The 16,634-nt window shown below is 68.1% G+C and carries 20 protein-coding genes and 1 tRNA gene; 15 read left to right on the plus strand and 6 right to left on the minus strand.

Going from position 1 to position 16,634, the window contains the following annotated elements; all coding sequences use genetic code 11:
* Positions 1-15: 15 nt before the first annotated feature.
* Positions 16-891: a homoserine kinase gene (locus EGH23_RS09125; protein ID WP_220579685.1), complete on the plus strand. Its 876-nt coding sequence runs from the start codon at positions 16-18 to the stop codon at positions 889-891.
* Positions 892-921: 30 nt separating this feature from the next.
* Here EGH23_RS09125 and EGH23_RS09130 read toward each other — a convergent pair whose 3' ends face one another.
* A complete protein-coding gene (locus EGH23_RS09130) occupies positions 922-1,137 on the minus strand; it encodes a DUF2089 domain-containing protein (protein WP_220579686.1) in 216 nt (71 codons plus the stop codon).
* Positions 1,138-1,266: 129 nt separating this feature from the next.
* Between EGH23_RS09130 and EGH23_RS09135 the strand changes: the two genes are divergently transcribed.
* Together EGH23_RS09135 and EGH23_RS09140 are read left to right on the plus strand one after the other, a co-directional pair.
* Entirely contained in the window at positions 1,267-2,091 is an 825-nt protein-coding gene (locus EGH23_RS09135; RefSeq protein WP_220579687.1) for an NAD-dependent epimerase/dehydratase family protein, read from the plus strand.
* Positions 2,092-2,134: 43 nt separating this feature from the next.
* Positions 2,135-3,109 (plus strand): C-terminal binding protein, encoded by a 975-nt coding sequence (locus tag EGH23_RS09140; RefSeq protein ID WP_220579688.1) that lies wholly within the window; start codon positions 2,135-2,137, stop codon positions 3,107-3,109.
* A gap of 31 nt (positions 3,110-3,140) precedes the next feature.
* Here the strand turns inward: EGH23_RS09140 and EGH23_RS09145 are convergent, their stop codons facing one another.
* Complete coding sequence (locus EGH23_RS09145; protein WP_220579689.1) at positions 3,141-3,593, minus strand: peroxiredoxin; 453 nt, start codon at positions 3,591-3,593, stop codon at positions 3,141-3,143.
* A 117-nt stretch (positions 3,594-3,710) separates the two neighbouring features.
* Here EGH23_RS09145 and EGH23_RS09150 point away from each other — a divergent pair, with 117 nt between their 5' ends.
* The 5 genes from EGH23_RS09150 (at position 3,711) to EGH23_RS09170 (ending at position 6,993) form a co-directional block, all read left to right on the plus strand.
* Entirely contained in the window at positions 3,711-4,358 is a 648-nt protein-coding gene (locus tag EGH23_RS09150) for an adenylate kinase (protein WP_220579690.1), read from the plus strand.
* Positions 4,359-4,395: 37 nt separating this feature from the next.
* The gene (locus EGH23_RS09155; protein WP_220579691.1) at positions 4,396-5,289 is read left to right on the plus strand and encodes a DUF106 domain-containing protein; all 894 of its coding nucleotides are present in this window, start codon (positions 4,396-4,398) and stop codon (positions 5,287-5,289) included.
* 86 nt (positions 5,290-5,375) lie between these two features.
* On the plus strand, positions 5,376-5,954 hold the full coding sequence (gene cmk / locus EGH23_RS09160; RefSeq protein ID WP_220579692.1) for a (d)CMP kinase: 579 nt from the start codon (positions 5,376-5,378) through the stop codon (positions 5,952-5,954).
* A gap of 2 nt (positions 5,955-5,956) precedes the next feature.
* The gene (locus EGH23_RS09165) at positions 5,957-6,850 is read left to right on the plus strand and encodes an RNA-guided pseudouridylation complex pseudouridine synthase subunit Cbf5 (protein WP_220579693.1); all 894 of its coding nucleotides are present in this window, start codon (positions 5,957-5,959) and stop codon (positions 6,848-6,850) included.
* Between the two features lie 72 nt (positions 6,851-6,922).
* Positions 6,923-6,993: transfer RNA gene (locus EGH23_RS09170), tRNA-Pro, on the plus strand.
* 274 nt (positions 6,994-7,267) lie between these two features.
* On the opposite strand, the gene EGH23_RS09175 is transcribed toward EGH23_RS09170, so the two are convergent.
* Positions 7,268-7,510, minus strand: coding sequence for a hypothetical protein (locus tag EGH23_RS09175; RefSeq protein ID WP_162317874.1), 243 nt, complete (start codon positions 7,508-7,510; stop codon positions 7,268-7,270).
* Positions 7,511-7,625: 115 nt separating this feature from the next.
* A complete protein-coding gene (ilvD, locus tag EGH23_RS09180) occupies positions 7,626-9,356 on the minus strand; it encodes a dihydroxy-acid dehydratase (RefSeq protein ID WP_220579694.1) in 1,731 nt (576 codons plus the stop codon).
* 125 nt (positions 9,357-9,481) lie between these two features.
* On the opposite strand from ilvD, the gene EGH23_RS09185 reads away from it, so the two are divergent.
* From EGH23_RS09185 to EGH23_RS09215, 7 genes are all read left to right on the plus strand, one after another.
* Positions 9,482-10,450 carry a beta-ribofuranosylaminobenzene 5'-phosphate synthase family protein gene (locus EGH23_RS09185; protein ID WP_220579695.1) on the plus strand — a complete coding sequence of 323 codons (969 nt, stop codon included), beginning with the start codon at positions 9,482-9,484 and terminating at the stop codon, positions 10,448-10,450.
* Between the two features lie 73 nt (positions 10,451-10,523).
* The gene (locus EGH23_RS09190) at positions 10,524-11,360 is read left to right on the plus strand and encodes an RAD55 family ATPase (protein WP_220579696.1); all 837 of its coding nucleotides are present in this window, start codon (positions 10,524-10,526) and stop codon (positions 11,358-11,360) included.
* 88 nt (positions 11,361-11,448) lie between these two features.
* The gene (locus EGH23_RS09195; RefSeq protein ID WP_220579697.1) at positions 11,449-12,366 is read left to right on the plus strand and encodes a TFIIB-type zinc ribbon-containing protein; all 918 of its coding nucleotides are present in this window, start codon (positions 11,449-11,451) and stop codon (positions 12,364-12,366) included.
* Positions 12,359-12,898 (plus strand): DUF8135 domain-containing protein, encoded by a 540-nt coding sequence (locus EGH23_RS09200; protein WP_220579698.1) that lies wholly within the window; start codon positions 12,359-12,361, stop codon positions 12,896-12,898. The genes EGH23_RS09195 and EGH23_RS09200 overlap by 8 nt, the downstream gene beginning before the upstream one ends.
* Positions 12,899-12,930: 32 nt before the next feature.
* Positions 12,931-13,254: a transcription factor S gene (locus tag EGH23_RS09205; RefSeq protein WP_220579699.1), complete on the plus strand. Its 324-nt coding sequence runs from the start codon at positions 12,931-12,933 to the stop codon at positions 13,252-13,254.
* Between the two features lie 63 nt (positions 13,255-13,317).
* A complete protein-coding gene (locus EGH23_RS09210) occupies positions 13,318-13,659 on the plus strand; it encodes a hypothetical protein (RefSeq protein WP_220579700.1) in 342 nt (113 codons plus the stop codon).
* 577 nt (positions 13,660-14,236) lie between these two features.
* On the plus strand, positions 14,237-14,845 hold the full coding sequence (locus EGH23_RS09215; RefSeq protein ID WP_220579701.1) for a response regulator transcription factor: 609 nt from the start codon (positions 14,237-14,239) through the stop codon (positions 14,843-14,845).
* A 40-nt stretch (positions 14,846-14,885) separates the two neighbouring features.
* Here EGH23_RS09215 and EGH23_RS09220 read toward each other — a convergent pair whose 3' ends face one another.
* Both EGH23_RS09220 and EGH23_RS09225 read right to left on the minus strand, forming a co-directional pair.
* A complete protein-coding gene (locus EGH23_RS09220) occupies positions 14,886-15,740 on the minus strand; it encodes a ZIP family metal transporter (protein ID WP_220579702.1) in 855 nt (284 codons plus the stop codon).
* A gap of 63 nt (positions 15,741-15,803) precedes the next feature.
* Positions 15,804-16,496: an SDR family NAD(P)-dependent oxidoreductase gene (locus EGH23_RS09225; protein WP_236044716.1), complete on the minus strand. Its 693-nt coding sequence runs from the start codon at positions 16,494-16,496 to the stop codon at positions 15,804-15,806.
* Positions 16,497-16,634: the final 138 nt, after the last annotated feature.

The following is a 16,634-nucleotide window of genomic DNA, read 5'->3' on the forward strand; positions in this document are numbered from 1 at the left end:
TGGAAAATCGCAGGCATGCTGACCGTCCGGGCGCCGGCCACCAGCGCGAACCTCGGGAGTGGCTTCGACGTCTTCGGCGTCGCGCTGGAGCGCCCGGCGGACGTCGTCCGCCTCTCGAAGGCCGACCGGACGACCATCGACGTGACCGGGGCCGGGAGCCAGTTCATCCCCGAAGACCCGGAGAAGAACACCGTCGGCGCGGTCGCCGAGGCGCTCGACGCGCCCGCGCACATCGAGATCGACAAGGGCGTCAGACCGGCGTCTGGACTCGGCTCCTCGGCGGCGAGCGCCGCCGCCGCGGCCGTCGGTCTCAACGAACTGTACGACCGGGGCCACTCCCGCGAGGAACTGGTGCCCATCGCCGCGAAGGGCGAGGCGGTCGTCTCGGGCGACGCCCACGACGACAACGTCGCTCCCTCGATAATGGGGGGGTTCACTATCGCCACCGAAGCGGGCGTCCGGCAGGTCGACGCGTCCATCCCGCTGGTGGCCTGTCTCCCCGACATCGTCGTCTCGACGCGGGACGCCCGCCGGGTCGTCCCCGAGACGGCCCGCGTCGAGCAACTGGTCGAGACCGTCGGCAACGCCGCCACGCTCACGACCGGGATGCACCGGGACGACCCCGAACTCGTCGGCGAGGGAATGCACGACACGGTGGTCACGCCCTCGCGGGCGAAACTCATCGACGGCTACGAGGAGGTCAGGGAGGCGGCGCTCTCGGCCGGCGCGACGGGCGTCACCATCTCCGGGGCCGGGCCGACGGTCATCGCCGCCTGCGAGGAGGACCGGCAGCGAGCCATCGCCAGCACGATGCTCGACGCCTTCGCCGACCGCGGCATCGACGCCCGCGTCTACCAGACTCGTATCGGTCGCGGCGCGCAGATTTTCTGACTCGACCGCCGCGCCCGCTCGGCGACTCGACTACCGCAGTCCCAGGTCCCGCTCGGTCGGCGTCACCTCGACGGCCGTCCCGCAGTCCGGGCACGCGTCCATCTCGTCGACGATGAACGTCTTCTCGCAGTCCGGGCAGGTCCGCAGCGCCGTCGTCGACCAGTCCGGCGTATTCGACGCCTGGCCGGTCGCGGGGTCGTCCCGGGAAAACGCCGCTCTGAGCCGGCGGAGAAAGTTGAGTCGCATTGTCCCTCTTCTCTCGGACTGTCGAATATGTTTTGTGGCCGACCAGTCGAACGGTCACGTTCGGCCGAGTATCGGTCGCGGTGGGTTCGGACGGCGGGCACCTAAACGGCTGTCGCTCGAAGGCAACGTATGGACGTTCTCCTCACCGGTGCGAACGGCACCGTCGGCACGGCGATCACGGACCACCTCGGCGAGCAGTACGACTTCGCGCGCCTCGACGTCGAGCCGGGCGACCGCACCGACCTGATCGCCGACGTGCGCAAGTACGACGACGTTCGGCCGCACTTCGACGGACGGGACGCCGTCGTCCATCTCGCGTTGACGCCCGGTACCGGCGGCCCCGAGGACCGGTCGCTGGCGTGGTCACAGCCCCAGTCTGACAACCTCGAGGGGATCCACAACGTCTACGAGGCCGCCGTCGACGCCGGCCTCGACAGCATCGTCTTCGCCTCCTCGAACCACGCGGTCGGGATGGTCGAGATGCGCAACAGACCCGAAGTATATCATGACAGCGGCGTGCGGGCGGGCCACGACGAACCGCACCGGCCCGACTCGCGCTACGGCCTCACCAAGGCCTACGGCGAGGACCTCGGACGACTCGCCGCCGAGGCCCACGACGTCCGCTTTTACGCCCTCCGCATCGGTTCGGTTCGCGACCCCGAGTACGACCACCCCTACGGCGACGCCGAGCGCGGCGTCGAGGAGGGCCGCTGGGAGCGGGGCAGCGACGACTACGAGGAGCAGGTCGCCCGACTGAAGGGGCTCTGGCAGTCCCGCCGCGACCTAGCGCACATGGTCGAGTGCTGTCTGGAGGACGAGTCCGTCGAGTGGGACCACTTCTACGGCGTCAGCGGCAACGAGCGCCGCTGGCTCGACGACCTCGAACACGCCCGCGAGACCATCGGCTACGAGCCGCGGGACGCCGGTGAGGAGTGGGACGGGCCGCCGGCGTGATGTCGGGGACAGTCTCTTTGTAGCGCCCGCGAGAAGCGCCGGTATGAGCTACACGGTCGTTCTCTGTGACAACAAGACGGTCGACCCGACGACGCAATCGGAAATTCTGGAAGCCGCGGGCGCGACGATCGAGATACTTGACGAGAAGACCGAGTCGGCGGTCGCCGACGCCGTCCGGGGCGCGGACGGCATCATCGTCGACGCGGGCACGCCTATCACCGAGGCCGCCCTCGCGGGGACCGAGACGCTTCGCGTCGTCGGGCGGGCGGGCATCGGCGTCGACAACATCGACGTGGACGCGGCCGCCGCGAACGATATCACCGTCGTGAACGTCCCCGACTACTGCCTCGACGAGGTGTCGACCCACGCGCTCTCGCTGCTGCTCGCCTGCGTGCGAGCGGTCCCCCACTACGACCGGGAAGTCAAGGACGGGACGTGGGACTGGGCGACCGGCCAGCCGCTCCACCGGATGGCGGGTCGCACGCTCGGGCTCGCCGGGTTCGGTCGCATCGCTCGCCGCCTCGCCTCGAAGCTCCGCGCCTATCGGCTCGACGTGGTCGCGCAGGACCCGAACGTCGACGCGGCGACGATGGAGGACTACGGCGTCGAGAAGGTTTCCTTCGAGGGACTCCTCGACCGCTCGGACTTCCTCTCGGTCCACACGCCGCTCTTCGAGGAGACTCGTCACCTGTTCTCGACCGAGGAGTTCGAACGCATGCGCGACGACGCCATCGTCGTCAACACGTCGCGAGGACCCGTCCTCGACGAGGATGCGTTAGTCGCGGCGCTCGACGACGGGGAGATAGCGAAAGCGGGGCTCGACGTGCTCGACAGCGAACCGCCGTCCCCGGACAACCCGCTGTTCGACCGAGAGGACGTGGTTCTCACGCCACACGTCGGCTGGTACTCCGAGGAGAGTCGCGCGGACCTCTCGCGGGGCGTCGCCAGCGACGTCGCAGCCGTCCTGCAGGGGGAGGCCCCCTCGAACCCGGTCGACCCCGAGACGCCGTGGCTCTGAGGGGCTCGACGGTGGCGTCCGCTCCGACCGGTTATCCGCCCTGAACGTACTCGTTGCGCGTGTCGTTCAGCACTTCCTCGGCGTGTCCCGACGGGTCCGACCGGTCGGGGTCGTACACCGCCTTCACCTCGCCGTCGGCGAGGACGAACGTCCGTCGGCCGGTGCGGCCCCCGCTCGTGTCCAGTCCGAACGCCTCGGCGACGGTGCCCTCGGGGTCGGCGAGCAAGTCGAACAGCAGTCCCTCCTCCTCGGCGAACTCGTCGTGGGTCGCCACGTCGTCCATCGAGACGCCGTAGACGGTGATACCGCCCTCGCGGAACTCCGGGAGGACCTCTCGGAAGTCGCGGGCCTGGATTGTACACCCGCCGGTGAAGTCCTCCGGGTAGAAGTAGACGACCGTCGGGGCCGAGAAGTCCGGGCTGACCGTCTCGCCGTACTGGTTCTGTGCGCTGATCTCCGGAGCCGGGTCGCCTGCGTCGAGCATGCAGTAGCGTGCGCCGCGACGAGTTTAGCGATTTGGGTCGCGGAGGCCAGAGACCGGCATCCCCCACTCGAATCGCGTTTGGACAACCATTTAACGCGCGCCGCAGAACTCGCGGGCATGTCGAACCCACGAATCCTGATTCTCGGACCGCCGGGAGCCGGCAAGGGAACTCAGAGCGCGAACCTCGCCGAGGAGTACGACGTAGAACACGTCACCACCGGCGACGCGCTCCGGAACAACAAGGACATGGACATCAGCGACATGGACACGGAGTACGACACGCCCCGCGAGTACATGGAAGCCGGTGACCTGGTGCCCGACGCCGTGGTCAACGCCATCGTCGAGGAAGCCCTCTCACAGGACGACGGGTTCGTGCTGGACGGCTACCCGCGCAACCTCGATCAGGCCGAGGAACTCGAAGGGATGACCGACCTCGACGTCATCCTCTCGCTGGAAGTCCCCCGCGAGGAACTCGTCGAGCGCCTGACCGGCCGCCGGGTCTGTGACGAGTGTGGCGCGAACTACCACGTCGAGTTCAACCCGCCCGAGGAGGAGGGCGTCTGCGACGAGTGCGGCGGCGAGCTCATCCAGCGCGACGACGACAACGAGGAGTCGGTGCGCAACCGACTGGACGTCTTCGAGGAGAACACCGCGCCGGTCATCGACCACTACGAGAACAACGAGTCCTTCGTCATCATCGACGGCGAGCAGCCCCCCGACGAGGTCTGGGACGACATCGAAACCGCAGTCGACGCCCGCGTATAATAAACGTTGATAAGCCGTCATCGCTGAACACAGTACAATGGCACGCACCGCGCCGAAGGTAGACCGACTCGCCGACGAAGGCGAAGCGATGACCGACGCGCTCGCGACGGTCCTCTCGGTCGCCGAGGAGAAGGGCACCGTCACGTGGAGTGACGTCAGCGACGACCTCACCAGCGGCGAGTGGGGTCGACTCATCGAATCCGGCCTGCTCATCGACGCCGACGGCGAGGGGTTCGTCGTCGACGACCCCGAGGGCGTCCGCGAGGCGCTCGAGGAATCGGATCCCGAACCGGCCGAGGACGACGAAGACGGGGGCTGGAGCACGTGGGACAAACTCGCCGGCCTCGCGACGCTGGGGCTGTTCGCCGGCTACTCGCTGACGTCGGTCCGTGACGCCATCGGCGGCGTCATCGACATCGCGCTCGGCCCGCTCGCCGAAATCCTCCCGTTCTACGTCGTCATTCTCGTCTTGGCCGTCTTCACCGGCACCACGTCCTCGATTCTGCAGGACCAGCTGATGGACATGGAGGGAATGCAGGACAGTCAGGAACAGATCAAAGACATCCAGAACCGCCTCGAAGACGCCAAGGAGCGCGGCGACGACGAGGCCGTAGAGCGCATCGAACAGGAGCAGATGGAGGCGATGACCGAGCAGATGGGGTCGATGTTCGCCATGTTCCGCCCGATGGTCTGGATCATGCTCATCAACATCCCCGTCTTCCTCTGGATCTACTGGATGGTGTTCGGCACCGGGATGTCCGTCGAGGCACCGGTCATGACGTTCCCCATCCTCGGCGAGGTCGCCAGCTGGCAGGAGGGCGTCGCCGGACCGATGCAGGCGTGGATCGTCTGGTACTTCCTCTGTTCCATCTCGTTCACCCAGATCATCCGGAAGGCGCTCAACGTCGAGACCAGCCCGACGGCGAGCTAACTTCGCCGTCGCTCGTATCGCCGTGGGAGCGGTCCGCGGCCGCGTGAAGACACAACTCCTTTTATCGCCTCCCCCGGAGAACGACCATGTTGATCACCGTCTCCGGCCCGGCCGGCAGTGGCAAGAGCACACTCGCCAAGAGCCTGGCCGACGCGCTCTCCTACGACCACGTCAGCGGCGGGGACATCTTCCGCTCGCTGGCCGAGGAACGGGGGATGACGCCGCTGGAACTGAACAAGGCCGCCGAAGAGGACGACCAGATCGACCGCGACCTCGACTGCCGCCTGCGCGACATCGCCGCCGAGCGCGACGACCTCGTGCTCGAGTCACGTCTCGCGGGCTGGATGGCCGGCGAGTACGCCGACATCAAGCTCTGGCTCACCGCGCCGCTCGACGTCCGCGCCGACCGCATCGCCCAGCGGGAGAACAAGCCCTTCGACCAGGCCCGCGCCGAGACCGCAGAGCGCGGCCAGAGCGAGGCGCAACGCTACAACGACTACTACGACATCGACTTCGACGACCTCTCGATCTACGACCTCTCGGTCAACACCGCCCGCTGGGACCCGCAGGGCGTCCTGAGCGTGACGCTCCACGCCATCGACTCCTACCGCGCCGACGGCGACGAGGGGAAAGCCCCGATCGAGAACATCCGGTACGAGTTCTGACGATGCCCGTCCGTGGCCCACCCGACGACCGCGATCCCGACGCCCTCCGGTCGTTCGGCGTCGTCAACCTCGATAAACCGCCCGGGCCGTCGGCCCACCAGGTCGCCGCGTGGGTCCGCGACGCCACCGGACAGGACCGCGTTGCCCACGGCGGCACGCTCGACCCGAAAGTCACCGGCTGTCTCCCGATCCTGCTGGGCGACGCGGCCCGAATGGCCCGCGTCTTCGACGACGCCGTCAAGGAGTACGTCGCCGTCCTCGAACTCCACGGCGACGCCCCCGCGGACTTCGAGGGCGTCGTCGCCGAGTTCGAGGGCGAGATCTACCAGAAACCGCCCCGGAAGAGCGCCGTCAAACGGCAGCTACGCACCCGCCGTATCCACGCCCTCGACGTCCTCGAACGCGAGGACCGCCGCGCGCTCCTCCGCGTCCGCTGTGCGTCGGGCACCTACGTCCGGAAGCTCTGTCACGACATCGGGCTGGCGCTGGGCACCGGCGCGCACATGGGCGACCTCCGCCGCACCGCCACGGGCACCTTCGACGATAGCGACCTCGCGACGATGCACGACCTCGTGGACGCGCTGGCCTTCGCCGAGGCGGACGACGATACGGCCCCGCTCCGCGAGACCATCCGGCCCGCCGAACGCGCGCTCGTCCACCTGCCGCGGGTCACCATCGCCCCCAGCGCCGCCCGTGAAGTCGCCAACGGCGCGTCGGTGTTCGGCCCCGGCGTCATCGACGCGTCCCCGGCCGAAGTCGGCGACGCCACCCTCGAACTGGAATCGCTCGTCGCCTGCTACACCCCCGACGGCGCTGCCGTCTGTCTCGGGACGCTGGTCGGCGACCCCGACGCCGACAGCGGCACCGTCGTCGCCCTCGAACGCGTGCTGGTCTGACCCCCGACACGGCGGCCCACGGCGGCGGCGAAGCGAAGCCCTTAATTAAAACACCCCCCTCCTCCCGAGTGCGGGACCGTGGGGTAGCGGTATCCTCGGCGCATGGGGTGCGTCGGACCTGAGTTCGAATCTCGGCGGTCCCACTACTACTTTTTACGGCGTCGCCCTTCCTCGCGAGCCTACGGCCCGCTGCGGGGAGGGCTCCTTGTAAAAACGTGGGGAAAAACTGCCGGACGCTCACTACGTTCGCGTCCGGAGAAACGCCTCGCTACGCTCGGCGTATGCTTAGTCGTCGAACACCAATGGTTGATAATCCTCGTGGTGATACGAGAGAACTAATTGACAATAGAAACACCTACGCTGAGTCAAAAATGTAAATTTAGAAAGGGCCGTCCAGTCGCTACAAATCTATAGGGATTAGCTCCGCGTAATCTCGATTAGGCCGCGTTTCAGCGCTTCTTCGAAGCGGTCGTCCAGCGCCATCGACTCCCAGTTCTCCGGGAGTTCGTCGTCGGGGAGCGAGGAGAGCGAATCGACCAGCGAGCGGTGGAGGAACCGACCGTTCTCCCCGCAGTCGTCGCAGGTACGGATGATCGACCGGACGCCGAAGGAGCGCGTGGCGGTCGCACCGCAGTTGGCACAGACGTACGTTTCGGTCACACCCCCTGCTTGGGCCTCCTACTACTCGGGCGTTGCGCCGTCCGTCAGCGATTTCCCGGTACGAAATTCAGAACGGGTTACACGTCGTCCGCGAAACCGCCGCCGGCGCGGCCCGTCACTCCCACTTCGCACCGGGGTTCGTCACCGCGCCGTTGGCCGCCGATCCGAAGTCGCGGTGGTACTTCGCCAGCACGCCGTTCGTGTAGTTCGGTTCGGGGGTGTCGCGGTCGGCGAGTCGTTCTTCGAGTTCCTCGTCGGAGAGGTCCACCGAGAGTTCGAGGTCGTCGATGTCGATGGTGATTGTGTCGCCGTCTTCCAGCGCGGCGACGGGGCCGCCGACGTAGGCCTCGGGGGCGACGTGCCCGATGGAGAAACCGCGGGTCGCGCCCGAGAAGCGACCGTCGGTCAGGAGCGCCACGTCCTCGGAGTGGCCCTGTCCGGCGACGGCGCTCGTGACGCCGAGCATCTCGCGCATGCCGGGGCCGCCGCGCGGTCCCTCGTTGCGGATGACGATGGCGTCGCCGCTCTCGACGTTGCCCTCCTGGACGTACTCCATCGCGCCGGATTCCTCTTCGAAGACGCGGACCGGCCCCTCGTGGTGGAGGTGGTCCTCGCCGGTGATCTTGATGACCGCGCCGTCGGGCGCGAGGTTGCCCGAGAGGATGCGGATGGCCCCGCGCTCGTGGATCGGGTTCTCGACCGTGTTGAGGAAGTCGACGTCGAGGTCCTCGATGGCCGGCGGGTCGAGCGCTTCCAGTTCCTCGGAGATGGTGTTGCCCGTCACCGTCAGCGCGTCGCCGTGGAGCAGGCCGGCGTCGTCGAGGGCCTTCAGGACGACCGGGACGCCGCCGACCTCGTGGAGGTCGTTCATCACCCGGGTGCCGCCGGGCTGGAGGTCCGCGATCTTGGGCGTCCGGGCGCTGATCTCGTTGAACTGCTCGATGTCGAGGTCGACGCCGGCTTCGGCGGCCAGCGCCAGCAGGTGGAGGACGGCGTTAGTCGACCCGCCGACGGCGACCTGCAGCGCGATGGCGTTCTCGAAGCTCTCGATGGTGAGGAAGTCGGAGGGCTTGCGGTCGTTCTCGACGACGTCCAGGACGAGTTCGCCGCTGTCGCGGGCCACGTCGTAGCGCGACTCGTGTTCGGCGGGCGGGGAGGCGCTCCCGAGCGGCGCGAACCCGAGCGCCTCGGAGATAGAGGCCATCGTGTTGGCGGTGAACATCCCGCCGCAGGAGCCCGCACCGGGGCAGGCCTGTCGTTCCATCTCGTCGAGTTCGTCCTCGCTCATCTCGCCGTCGGCGACGGCCCCGACGCCCTCGAAGACGTTCTGGATGGTGATCTCGCGGCCGTCGTGCTCGCCGGGCATGATAGAACCGCCGTAGAGGAAGACGCTGGGGAGGTCCGTGCGGATGGAGGCCATCATCATCCCCGGCATGTTCTTGTCACAGCCGCCGATGGTGACGAGGCCGTCCATGCGCTCGCCGAAGGAGACGAGCTCGACGGAGTCGGCGATGACCTCCCGGGAGATGAGCGACGCCTTCATCCCCTCGGTCCCCATCGAGATGGCGTCGGAGATGGTGATGGTGCCGAACTCGATCGGCATCCCGCCGGCGTCGTCGATGCCCTCGTAGGCGGCGTCGGCCACGTCGTCCAGGTGGACGTTACAGGGCGTGATGTCGGCGGCGGGGTTGGCGACGCCGACCATCGGCGAGGCGAGGTCCTCGTCGTCGTAGCCCATCGCGCGGAACATCGCGCGGTGGGGGGCCTTCTCGACCCCTTCGGTGACTTCGTTGCTCCGCAGGTCCGGGTCCTTCTCCGGACGCTCGCGGCGTTCCTGCTGGCTCATACTTCGAGGGAAGCCGCGGGGCATCTTAAACGCCTTGTAATCGTGGTACCGTCCCGCACTCTCGTCCGTGGCGAATCCCACCGCCGACAGTACCTTCTTTCCCGCTCGCCCCGAACCGGCACTCGATGGCGACGGTCACGACCGCGGCGCGACTCCACTTCGGCTTTCAGAACCTCTCGCTCGCCCACGATCGCCTCTACGGCGGCGTCGGCCTCGCGCTCGACGAGCCGCGGCTGGTCGTCACCGCCGAGGCGAGCGAGGAGATAGCGTGCGACGACGCCGCCGTCGAACCGTACGCCCGCCGCGTCGTCGAGACGCTCGACGTACCCGGGGCGCGCGTCACCGTCGAAGAGCGATTCCCGCGCCACGTCGGCCTCGGCAGCGGAACCCAGTTGGCGCTCGCGGCCCTCGTCGCCGTGGCGCGAGCGCACGACCTGACCGCGGACGCCCGAACGGCCGCACCAGGGCTCGGACGGGGCGGCCGAAGCGGGATCGGCGTCGCCACGTTCGAGAACGGCGGGTTCGTCGTCGACGGCGGCCACCCCACCGAACGTTTTACCGCCCAACCGCCCGCCGAGGGCGACTGGGACGTGCCGCCGGTGTTGGCCCGTCACGACGTACCGGCTCGCTGGCGGTTCCTCGTCGTCGTCCCAGATACTGACCCCGGACAGAGCGGGAGCGAGGAGGACCGGAGCATGCGGCAGGCCATCGAACGGGCCGACCCCGGTATCGCCGACGAGATATCGACACTGCTCACCCGCCGACTCCTGCCGGCCATCGCCACGCGGGACCGCCGCCGGTTCGGCGCGGCCGCCGCTCGACTCGGCCGTCTCAACGGCGCGTGGTACGCCGACGAGCAGGGCGGCGTCTATCGCCCGCCGGCGGGCACCATCGTCGAGTCCCTCGCAGACGCGCCGACGGTGACCGGTGCGGGCCAGTCCTCCTGGGGGCCGACCGTCTGGGGGCTGACGGACGCCGACGGCGCGGCGGCGGCACGAGCGGCCGGTGCGGACGCCCTCGACGCGGCCGGCGTCGACGGCGACGTGTACGTGGTCGCCCCGCGGAACACGGGCGCGAAGTTGAACGAGGGGTAGTAGCCCACCGTCCCGTTACCAATCGTGGTAGCGTGAGCCAAGCGTTTAAGCGACCGCACGAGCCACTGGCGGTATGGAGCGCATCCCGTTCGGCGTCAGGCAACTGGACGCCGTCGTCAACGGCGGCGCGCCGGCCGGTAGCGTCGTCCTGCTCTCGGGAGAGGCCGGAGCCGGCACGCGGGAGTTCATGCACACGAGCGCGGTCATCAACGGGCTGGCCGAGGAAGACGGCGACCTCTTCGACCTCCACTACGGGTCGCCGTCGGCCGACGCCGTCGTCCCAGAGGCCGTCCACTACGTCTCCTTCACCGCGAGCGGCGGGCAACTCGAAGCCGAGATGCGATTGGCGATGGACGAGGAACTGCTGGAGGCCGGCCTCGCGGGCGTCGAGTTTCACGACCTCTCCGAGCGGTACTTCCACGTGAGCCCGGTGCCCAGAGAGTGGTACGCCGAGGAGACGCCGACCATTAAGGACCTGCGGGCGCGCCACGAACGCGACGACCTATTGGGGGCGCTGGGCGAGAAACTCAGCGAGGTCGCGCCCGGCAATCTGGTGCTCATCGACTCGCTGTCGGACCTCATCAACGGACTGGGCCGGGACATCGACTGGACGGACATCACGTACCTCGTCTCCGGCCTCCAGAAAGCGGCCCACGAGTGGGGCGGGCTCATCCTCTTACACCTCAACAGCGAGACGCTCTCGGACGTGCGCGAGGGGCAGTTGAGCGACGCCGCTCACGGGACGATGGAGTTCTCCTGGGAATCGGGCGGCTCCACCCGCGCCCGGACGCTCGTCGTCAAGCAGTTCCGCGGCGTCCTCTCGCAGATAGAGGAGGAGAACATCGTCCAGTTCGAGACCGAGATCGGCGACGCCGGCTTCGACATCAGCGACGTGCGCAAGATCCGCTGAGACCTCCTTCTCGGGCTGTCTGGTCCCAGTCTCGGACGCTGAAATGGGCGGCAAACGCTTAACTAGCAGGTTCGTCAAACCGTACTCCATGGCCAGTGAGTCGACGGAGGAGGGGGCCGTCACCGTCGAGTTGTCGCCGGGACTCGACGAGTGGCTCGACGAGCGAGCGGCGACGCTCGGCGTCCCCCGCGAAGAGGTCGTCAGACAGTTGCTGGCGTCGTATCAGGCCGCGGCCGATTTCGAGGACGGATCGCTATCGGGGCTCGTCGACGTCGAAGCGGCCGTCGAGGACGCGATGCAGGACCAGCTCGACGCCGCGGTCAGCGCCGCCGTCGCCGACGCGCTGGACGGGCAGGTCGAGACGACGGCGGAGCCGGCCGTCGGCGACCGCCTCCCGCAGATCGCCGACGCCGTCGAGGGGCGACTCGACGACCGCATCGCCGCCGTCGAAGCCGACTTTCGAGCCAAGATCGAGGACGTGCGCGAACGGGTCGTTCAGGTCAAGCGGGAAACCGACGAGAAGGCCCCGGCCGACCACGACCACGCGGAGTTCGACGCGCTCGCCGAACTCGAGAGCGAGGTGACCGAACTACGCCGAGAGCTCATCGACCGCGCGGAGCGCGTCGAAGAGAGCGTCGCCGACCAGTCGGGCCGCATCGACGATCTCGAAGCGGGGTCGGGCGACGTCGAGGACCGGCTCGACGACGTCGGGGACAAGCTCAAGCGCGTCGCGTGGGTCGTCAGCGACCTCCGGGAGGACCAGGGCGGCCGTGACAGCCATCAGCGGGCCGTCGACCGCATCAAGCGCGCCGCGGCACAGGAGGGCGCTTCGACGGCGGCCTGTGAGAACTGCGGCGAGTCGGTCGAGATCGCCCTCTTGACAGATCCGCAGTGTCCCCACTGCGGGACGACCGTCTCGGACGTGCGACCGGAGGGCGGTATCTTCCGCACGAAGGCGCGGCTCGTCACCGCCGCGCAACTGGAGGCCGGTCCGGACGGTGAGTGACGACGACCGCGACGACCCGTTCAAGGAGTTCGACGAACCGGCGGACCGAGAGGGCGACCCGTTCGAGCATCTGGGCGCACCCGACAAAGCCGACGAACCGTCGGTCGGGACGGCCGACGACGCCGTCACCGAGGAGTTCGCGCTCGATGAGGAGCTCGAAGCGGTGACGGACGACGGCCCGCTTTCGGCGGGGGAGACCGACCCGTTCTCGGGGATGGCCGCCCGCGGCGGCGACCCCTTCGGCGCCGGCGAGGGCGTCTTCGAGGCGGTCGACGTCGGCTCCGTCGACGCCGACGAGGTGTGGGCGTCGCTCGCCGAGGACGGCGACGGGCGAGAGACCGCCGGCGTCACTCGCTACGCCGACGTCTCGAAACACCGCTACTGCGAGCGGTGCGAGCACTTCTCCGGCCCGCCGGAAGTCGGGTGCACGCGCGAGGACACCGAGATCGTGGAGTTTCTCGACATGGAGACGGTGCGGCTGCTGGACTGTCCGGTCGTCGCCGAACAGCGCCGGCTCGGCAACGAGGAGTAACGTCTTTTTGCGGGGACCGCCCAGTGGCGGCTATGCAATTCTGCGACGACTGCGGTTCGATGATGCACGCGGACGGCGGCGAGATGGTCTGTCAGTCCTGCGGCGCGCGCGTCGCCAAGGACGAGGACCGGGCGGCCGACTTCGTCACGACGGACGAACAGAGCGACGACGACGTCATCGAGACCGAGGAGGGCGCGAACTTCGAGGGGAAACCCACCGCCGAGGACGTGACCTGCGACGAGTGCGGCCACGGGAAGGCGTGGTACACCATCAAACAGACCGGGTCGGCCGACGAACCGCCGACGCGCTTTTTCAAGTGCCAGGAGTGCGGCCACCGCTGGCGGGAGTACAACTGAGCCGATCTGCTTTCATTTGCCGGGTATGCTTCTATCGGGCTCTGTCACGTCCTTCGAAGCGCAATGCCAGATTTCACGCTGCACGAACCGACGATCCGTGGGACGACGAAGGCAGAGCCCCGCATACCGTACGAGGAAGCGGACTTCCCGACGGACGACATCGCCGACCTCGACGACTACTTCCTCCTCTCGACGTCGGGCATCCCGCCCGAGGACTTCGACGACCTGTATCTCCCGGTCTGCCACCTCGACCAGCGCCTGAGTCTGCCGCTCCTCCGGCGCGCGCTCGACGAGATCGAGACTCTCGAAGACATCGAAGCCGAAACGATGACGGAGACCATCGACATGATCCACGACCTCGGGGAGTGCTTCCCGAACGACGGACTCAACGACGACGAGACGTAGGCCGCGCCGACGTTTTCGCTGTCCTCTCGGCGGCGGGTTGACCGCCTGAGGGCTCCCCTGCCCGCTCGCGGCCCGCTATCGGTCGCTTATCCACGTCCTAAACCGCTCGTTGAGCCGAGGGTCGGCGGGCCGAACCACGGGCGAGCGGCCGACGGCCCGGCCGGTCGCGGGGGCTATCGGTGACTGGAGTCGGGGCCGTGACGAGCGTCACTGGCTGGTGAGAGCGCCCGAGAGTCGAAGCGACCGGGAGCGCGCTCGCGTCGAACGAACTTGGCGTCCGCCCGGCGTCGGAGGGCCTCTGTCCCGTTATACGGTCCATGCGGCGTATAAATGGACGATTTCCCCGAACTAATCTCGGTGCAACGGTCGAACGAGGTGACGAACGCCGTTGGCTCTATTTCGTCGGATATGCGGGGTAGCGACCGAGACAGTGCGGTCTGTAGCGTGCAACCGACGGGAGCGACTACAGTCTTTTATTACGTCCATCTCCGAGTCGGAGACCGATGAGACACTCTCCGCTATCGTTCGAGAGTTCGCACCAACCGTCGGTTTCCTTCCCAACTAGTCGAGCGGGGGCATGAGTAGAGCCGTGGTCGACGGTGGATCCTGTGTGGAAGAACACGCGAGACGGGACGAGAGCGCCGAACCGACGGTGCTGGTCGTCGACGACGAACAGCCGCTCGCCGACGCCTACGAGCAGTGGATCCGCGATACGTGCTCGACTCGCGTCGCCTACGACGGCGAGGAGGCGATACGGCTACTCGACGAGTCAGTCGACCTCGCGTTGCTGGACCGGCAGATGCCGGGTCGTTCGGGCGACGAAGTGGCCGAGACGATCCGACAGAGAGACATCGACTGCCGTATCGCCATGCTGTCGGCGCTCGAACCCGACGAGGAACTGCTCGACGTCTACTACGATACGTACCGGATGAAACCGCTGACGAGTCCCGAAGAGCTACACGACCTCTTCGAGACGTTACAGCGGCGTGCGACGTACAATCCCGAGGAGCGTCGATTGTTAGCGGTGGTGACGAAGAAGCACGACATCGAGCAGAGCGTCGACCGGTCGACGCTACGGCAGTCGGCCCGATACAGCGAACTGACCGACGAGCTAGACGCCCTCCGTCGGAACCTCTCGCGGGCCGAAGAGCTGCTCGAAAAGGAAGGGCTTTCCGAGCACGTCTGAGAGCCGTCTGCGCGCCGAGACCCGGAGGTGAGCGGCCTGTTTACGGCGCGACCGCGACCCACGCGAGGACGACCAGCACCGCGCCGGTCACCGTCGACCCGACGGCGTGCGTCCGGAGCCGGTCTAAGAGGTCGTGGGAGTGTTCGTGGAGCGAACAGACCTCGTCGATCTCGCTGCCGGCCTCGCAGTTGGGGAGGAAATCCATGGCGACGTGGAGGAAGATGCCGGCGGCGAAGCCGAAGACGACGGCCCTGGCGACCGGCGTCTCCGGGAGCGTCAGCAGGGCCGACGGGATGGCGGTGAGTCCGACGCCGGCCGCCGGGAGCAACAGCGCCGTCGCCGATTTGCCGTCACGGCGGAGCCGGCGCGCGGCGGCGTACCCGGCCGGTCCCTTGTGCGAGACGATGGCCAGACCCAGCAACAAGCCGAGCGTCGGCATCGAGGCGTAGACGAGACCGATGATGAGCCCGGCCGAGAGCGCGTGGGCGGCGATAGCGGCCGTGGTCGTATCGAAGGACGTATCGAGATGCGTCAGCCGGTGGCCGACGGTGTGGGTGCCGTAGCCGGCGACGATACCGAATGCGATGCCGATCCCGCCGATGCGCGGCGTCCCGGCGGCCGTCCCGAGTCCCATCGCCTGCGGGACGAGGAACATCGCCGCCGAGGTGACCATCGCGCCGCTCGCCAGCCCGTAGCCCCAGACGAGCCGGTGAGGGTTCGTTCGGTCGGCGCGCGTCCCCAGCCACGCGCCGAGTGCCATCGCCACGAACGCGACCCACGAGATGACGAGGACCTTCTGCGCCCCGCCGGTGACTGCCACGGCCGACAGCGCGAGCAGGCCGAGGACGCCGAGAACGCCGAGTATCGAGGGGCGGGCGTTGTTATTAAAATCCATATTTTCGTTAATAGGCATTACTGAATACCAGTGTGGTGTTACTAATAAATCCCTCGGTCGGGCTCACCGGGTCGCGTCCCGATAGTCCGTCCAGTCGAGGACAGCGCCGTCGAGGGTCGGTTCGGGGGCGTCGGTCAGGGCCCACAGGACCATCTCGGCGACGTCGTCGGGGTCGCGGCCACCGCCGCCCGAGAGGTCGGTCGCCACCTGCCCGGGATCGATCGCGCCGACCGTCGCGTCGAGGTCGGCCGCGAAGCCGCGAGCGACGGCCTCCGCCGCGGCCTTCGAGACGGCGTAGGACCCGTAACCTGACGTCCCTCGCCTGGCGACGGCACCGGTCGGAACGACGACGCGCGCGTCGGCAGCGAGATGGGGAACCGCCTCGCGGATCGTCGCGAACACGCCGCGCGCGTTCGTCCGCAAGTGGTCGTCGAAGGCCGCGTACGACTCCTCGGGAAGGGGCGTCTCCCCCGCGTCGCCGTGATAGACGGCCGCGTTGGCGACCGCGCCGTCGATCTTCCCGCCGGCTCGCGCCGCCCGCTCTACCAGTCGCTCGACGTCGAACTCGTCGCGCACGTCGGCCCGCATCGCGGTCACCTGCCCTCCCGCCGCGGCGATGTCGTCGGCCACCGCGTCCAACGCGTCGCCGTCGCGGGCACAGACGACGGCGTGGCCGCCCGCGGCCGCGATGGCGCGTGCGACCGCTCTCCCGATTCCGCGACTCGCTCCGGTCACGACTACCGTCGCGTCGTTCATAGCTCTGCGTTGGGGTGCCATCTTCATCTCAGTTTGCACCGGGACCGCTCGAACCCGTGTTCCCCTCGCCGTTCGTCACCCCCTGCTACGCTGTCACCCCAATCTGTTTGGCCGCGGGTTTATTGCTGGCCCGGCCTC

Source organism: Haloarcula nitratireducens, assembly GCF_019599505.1.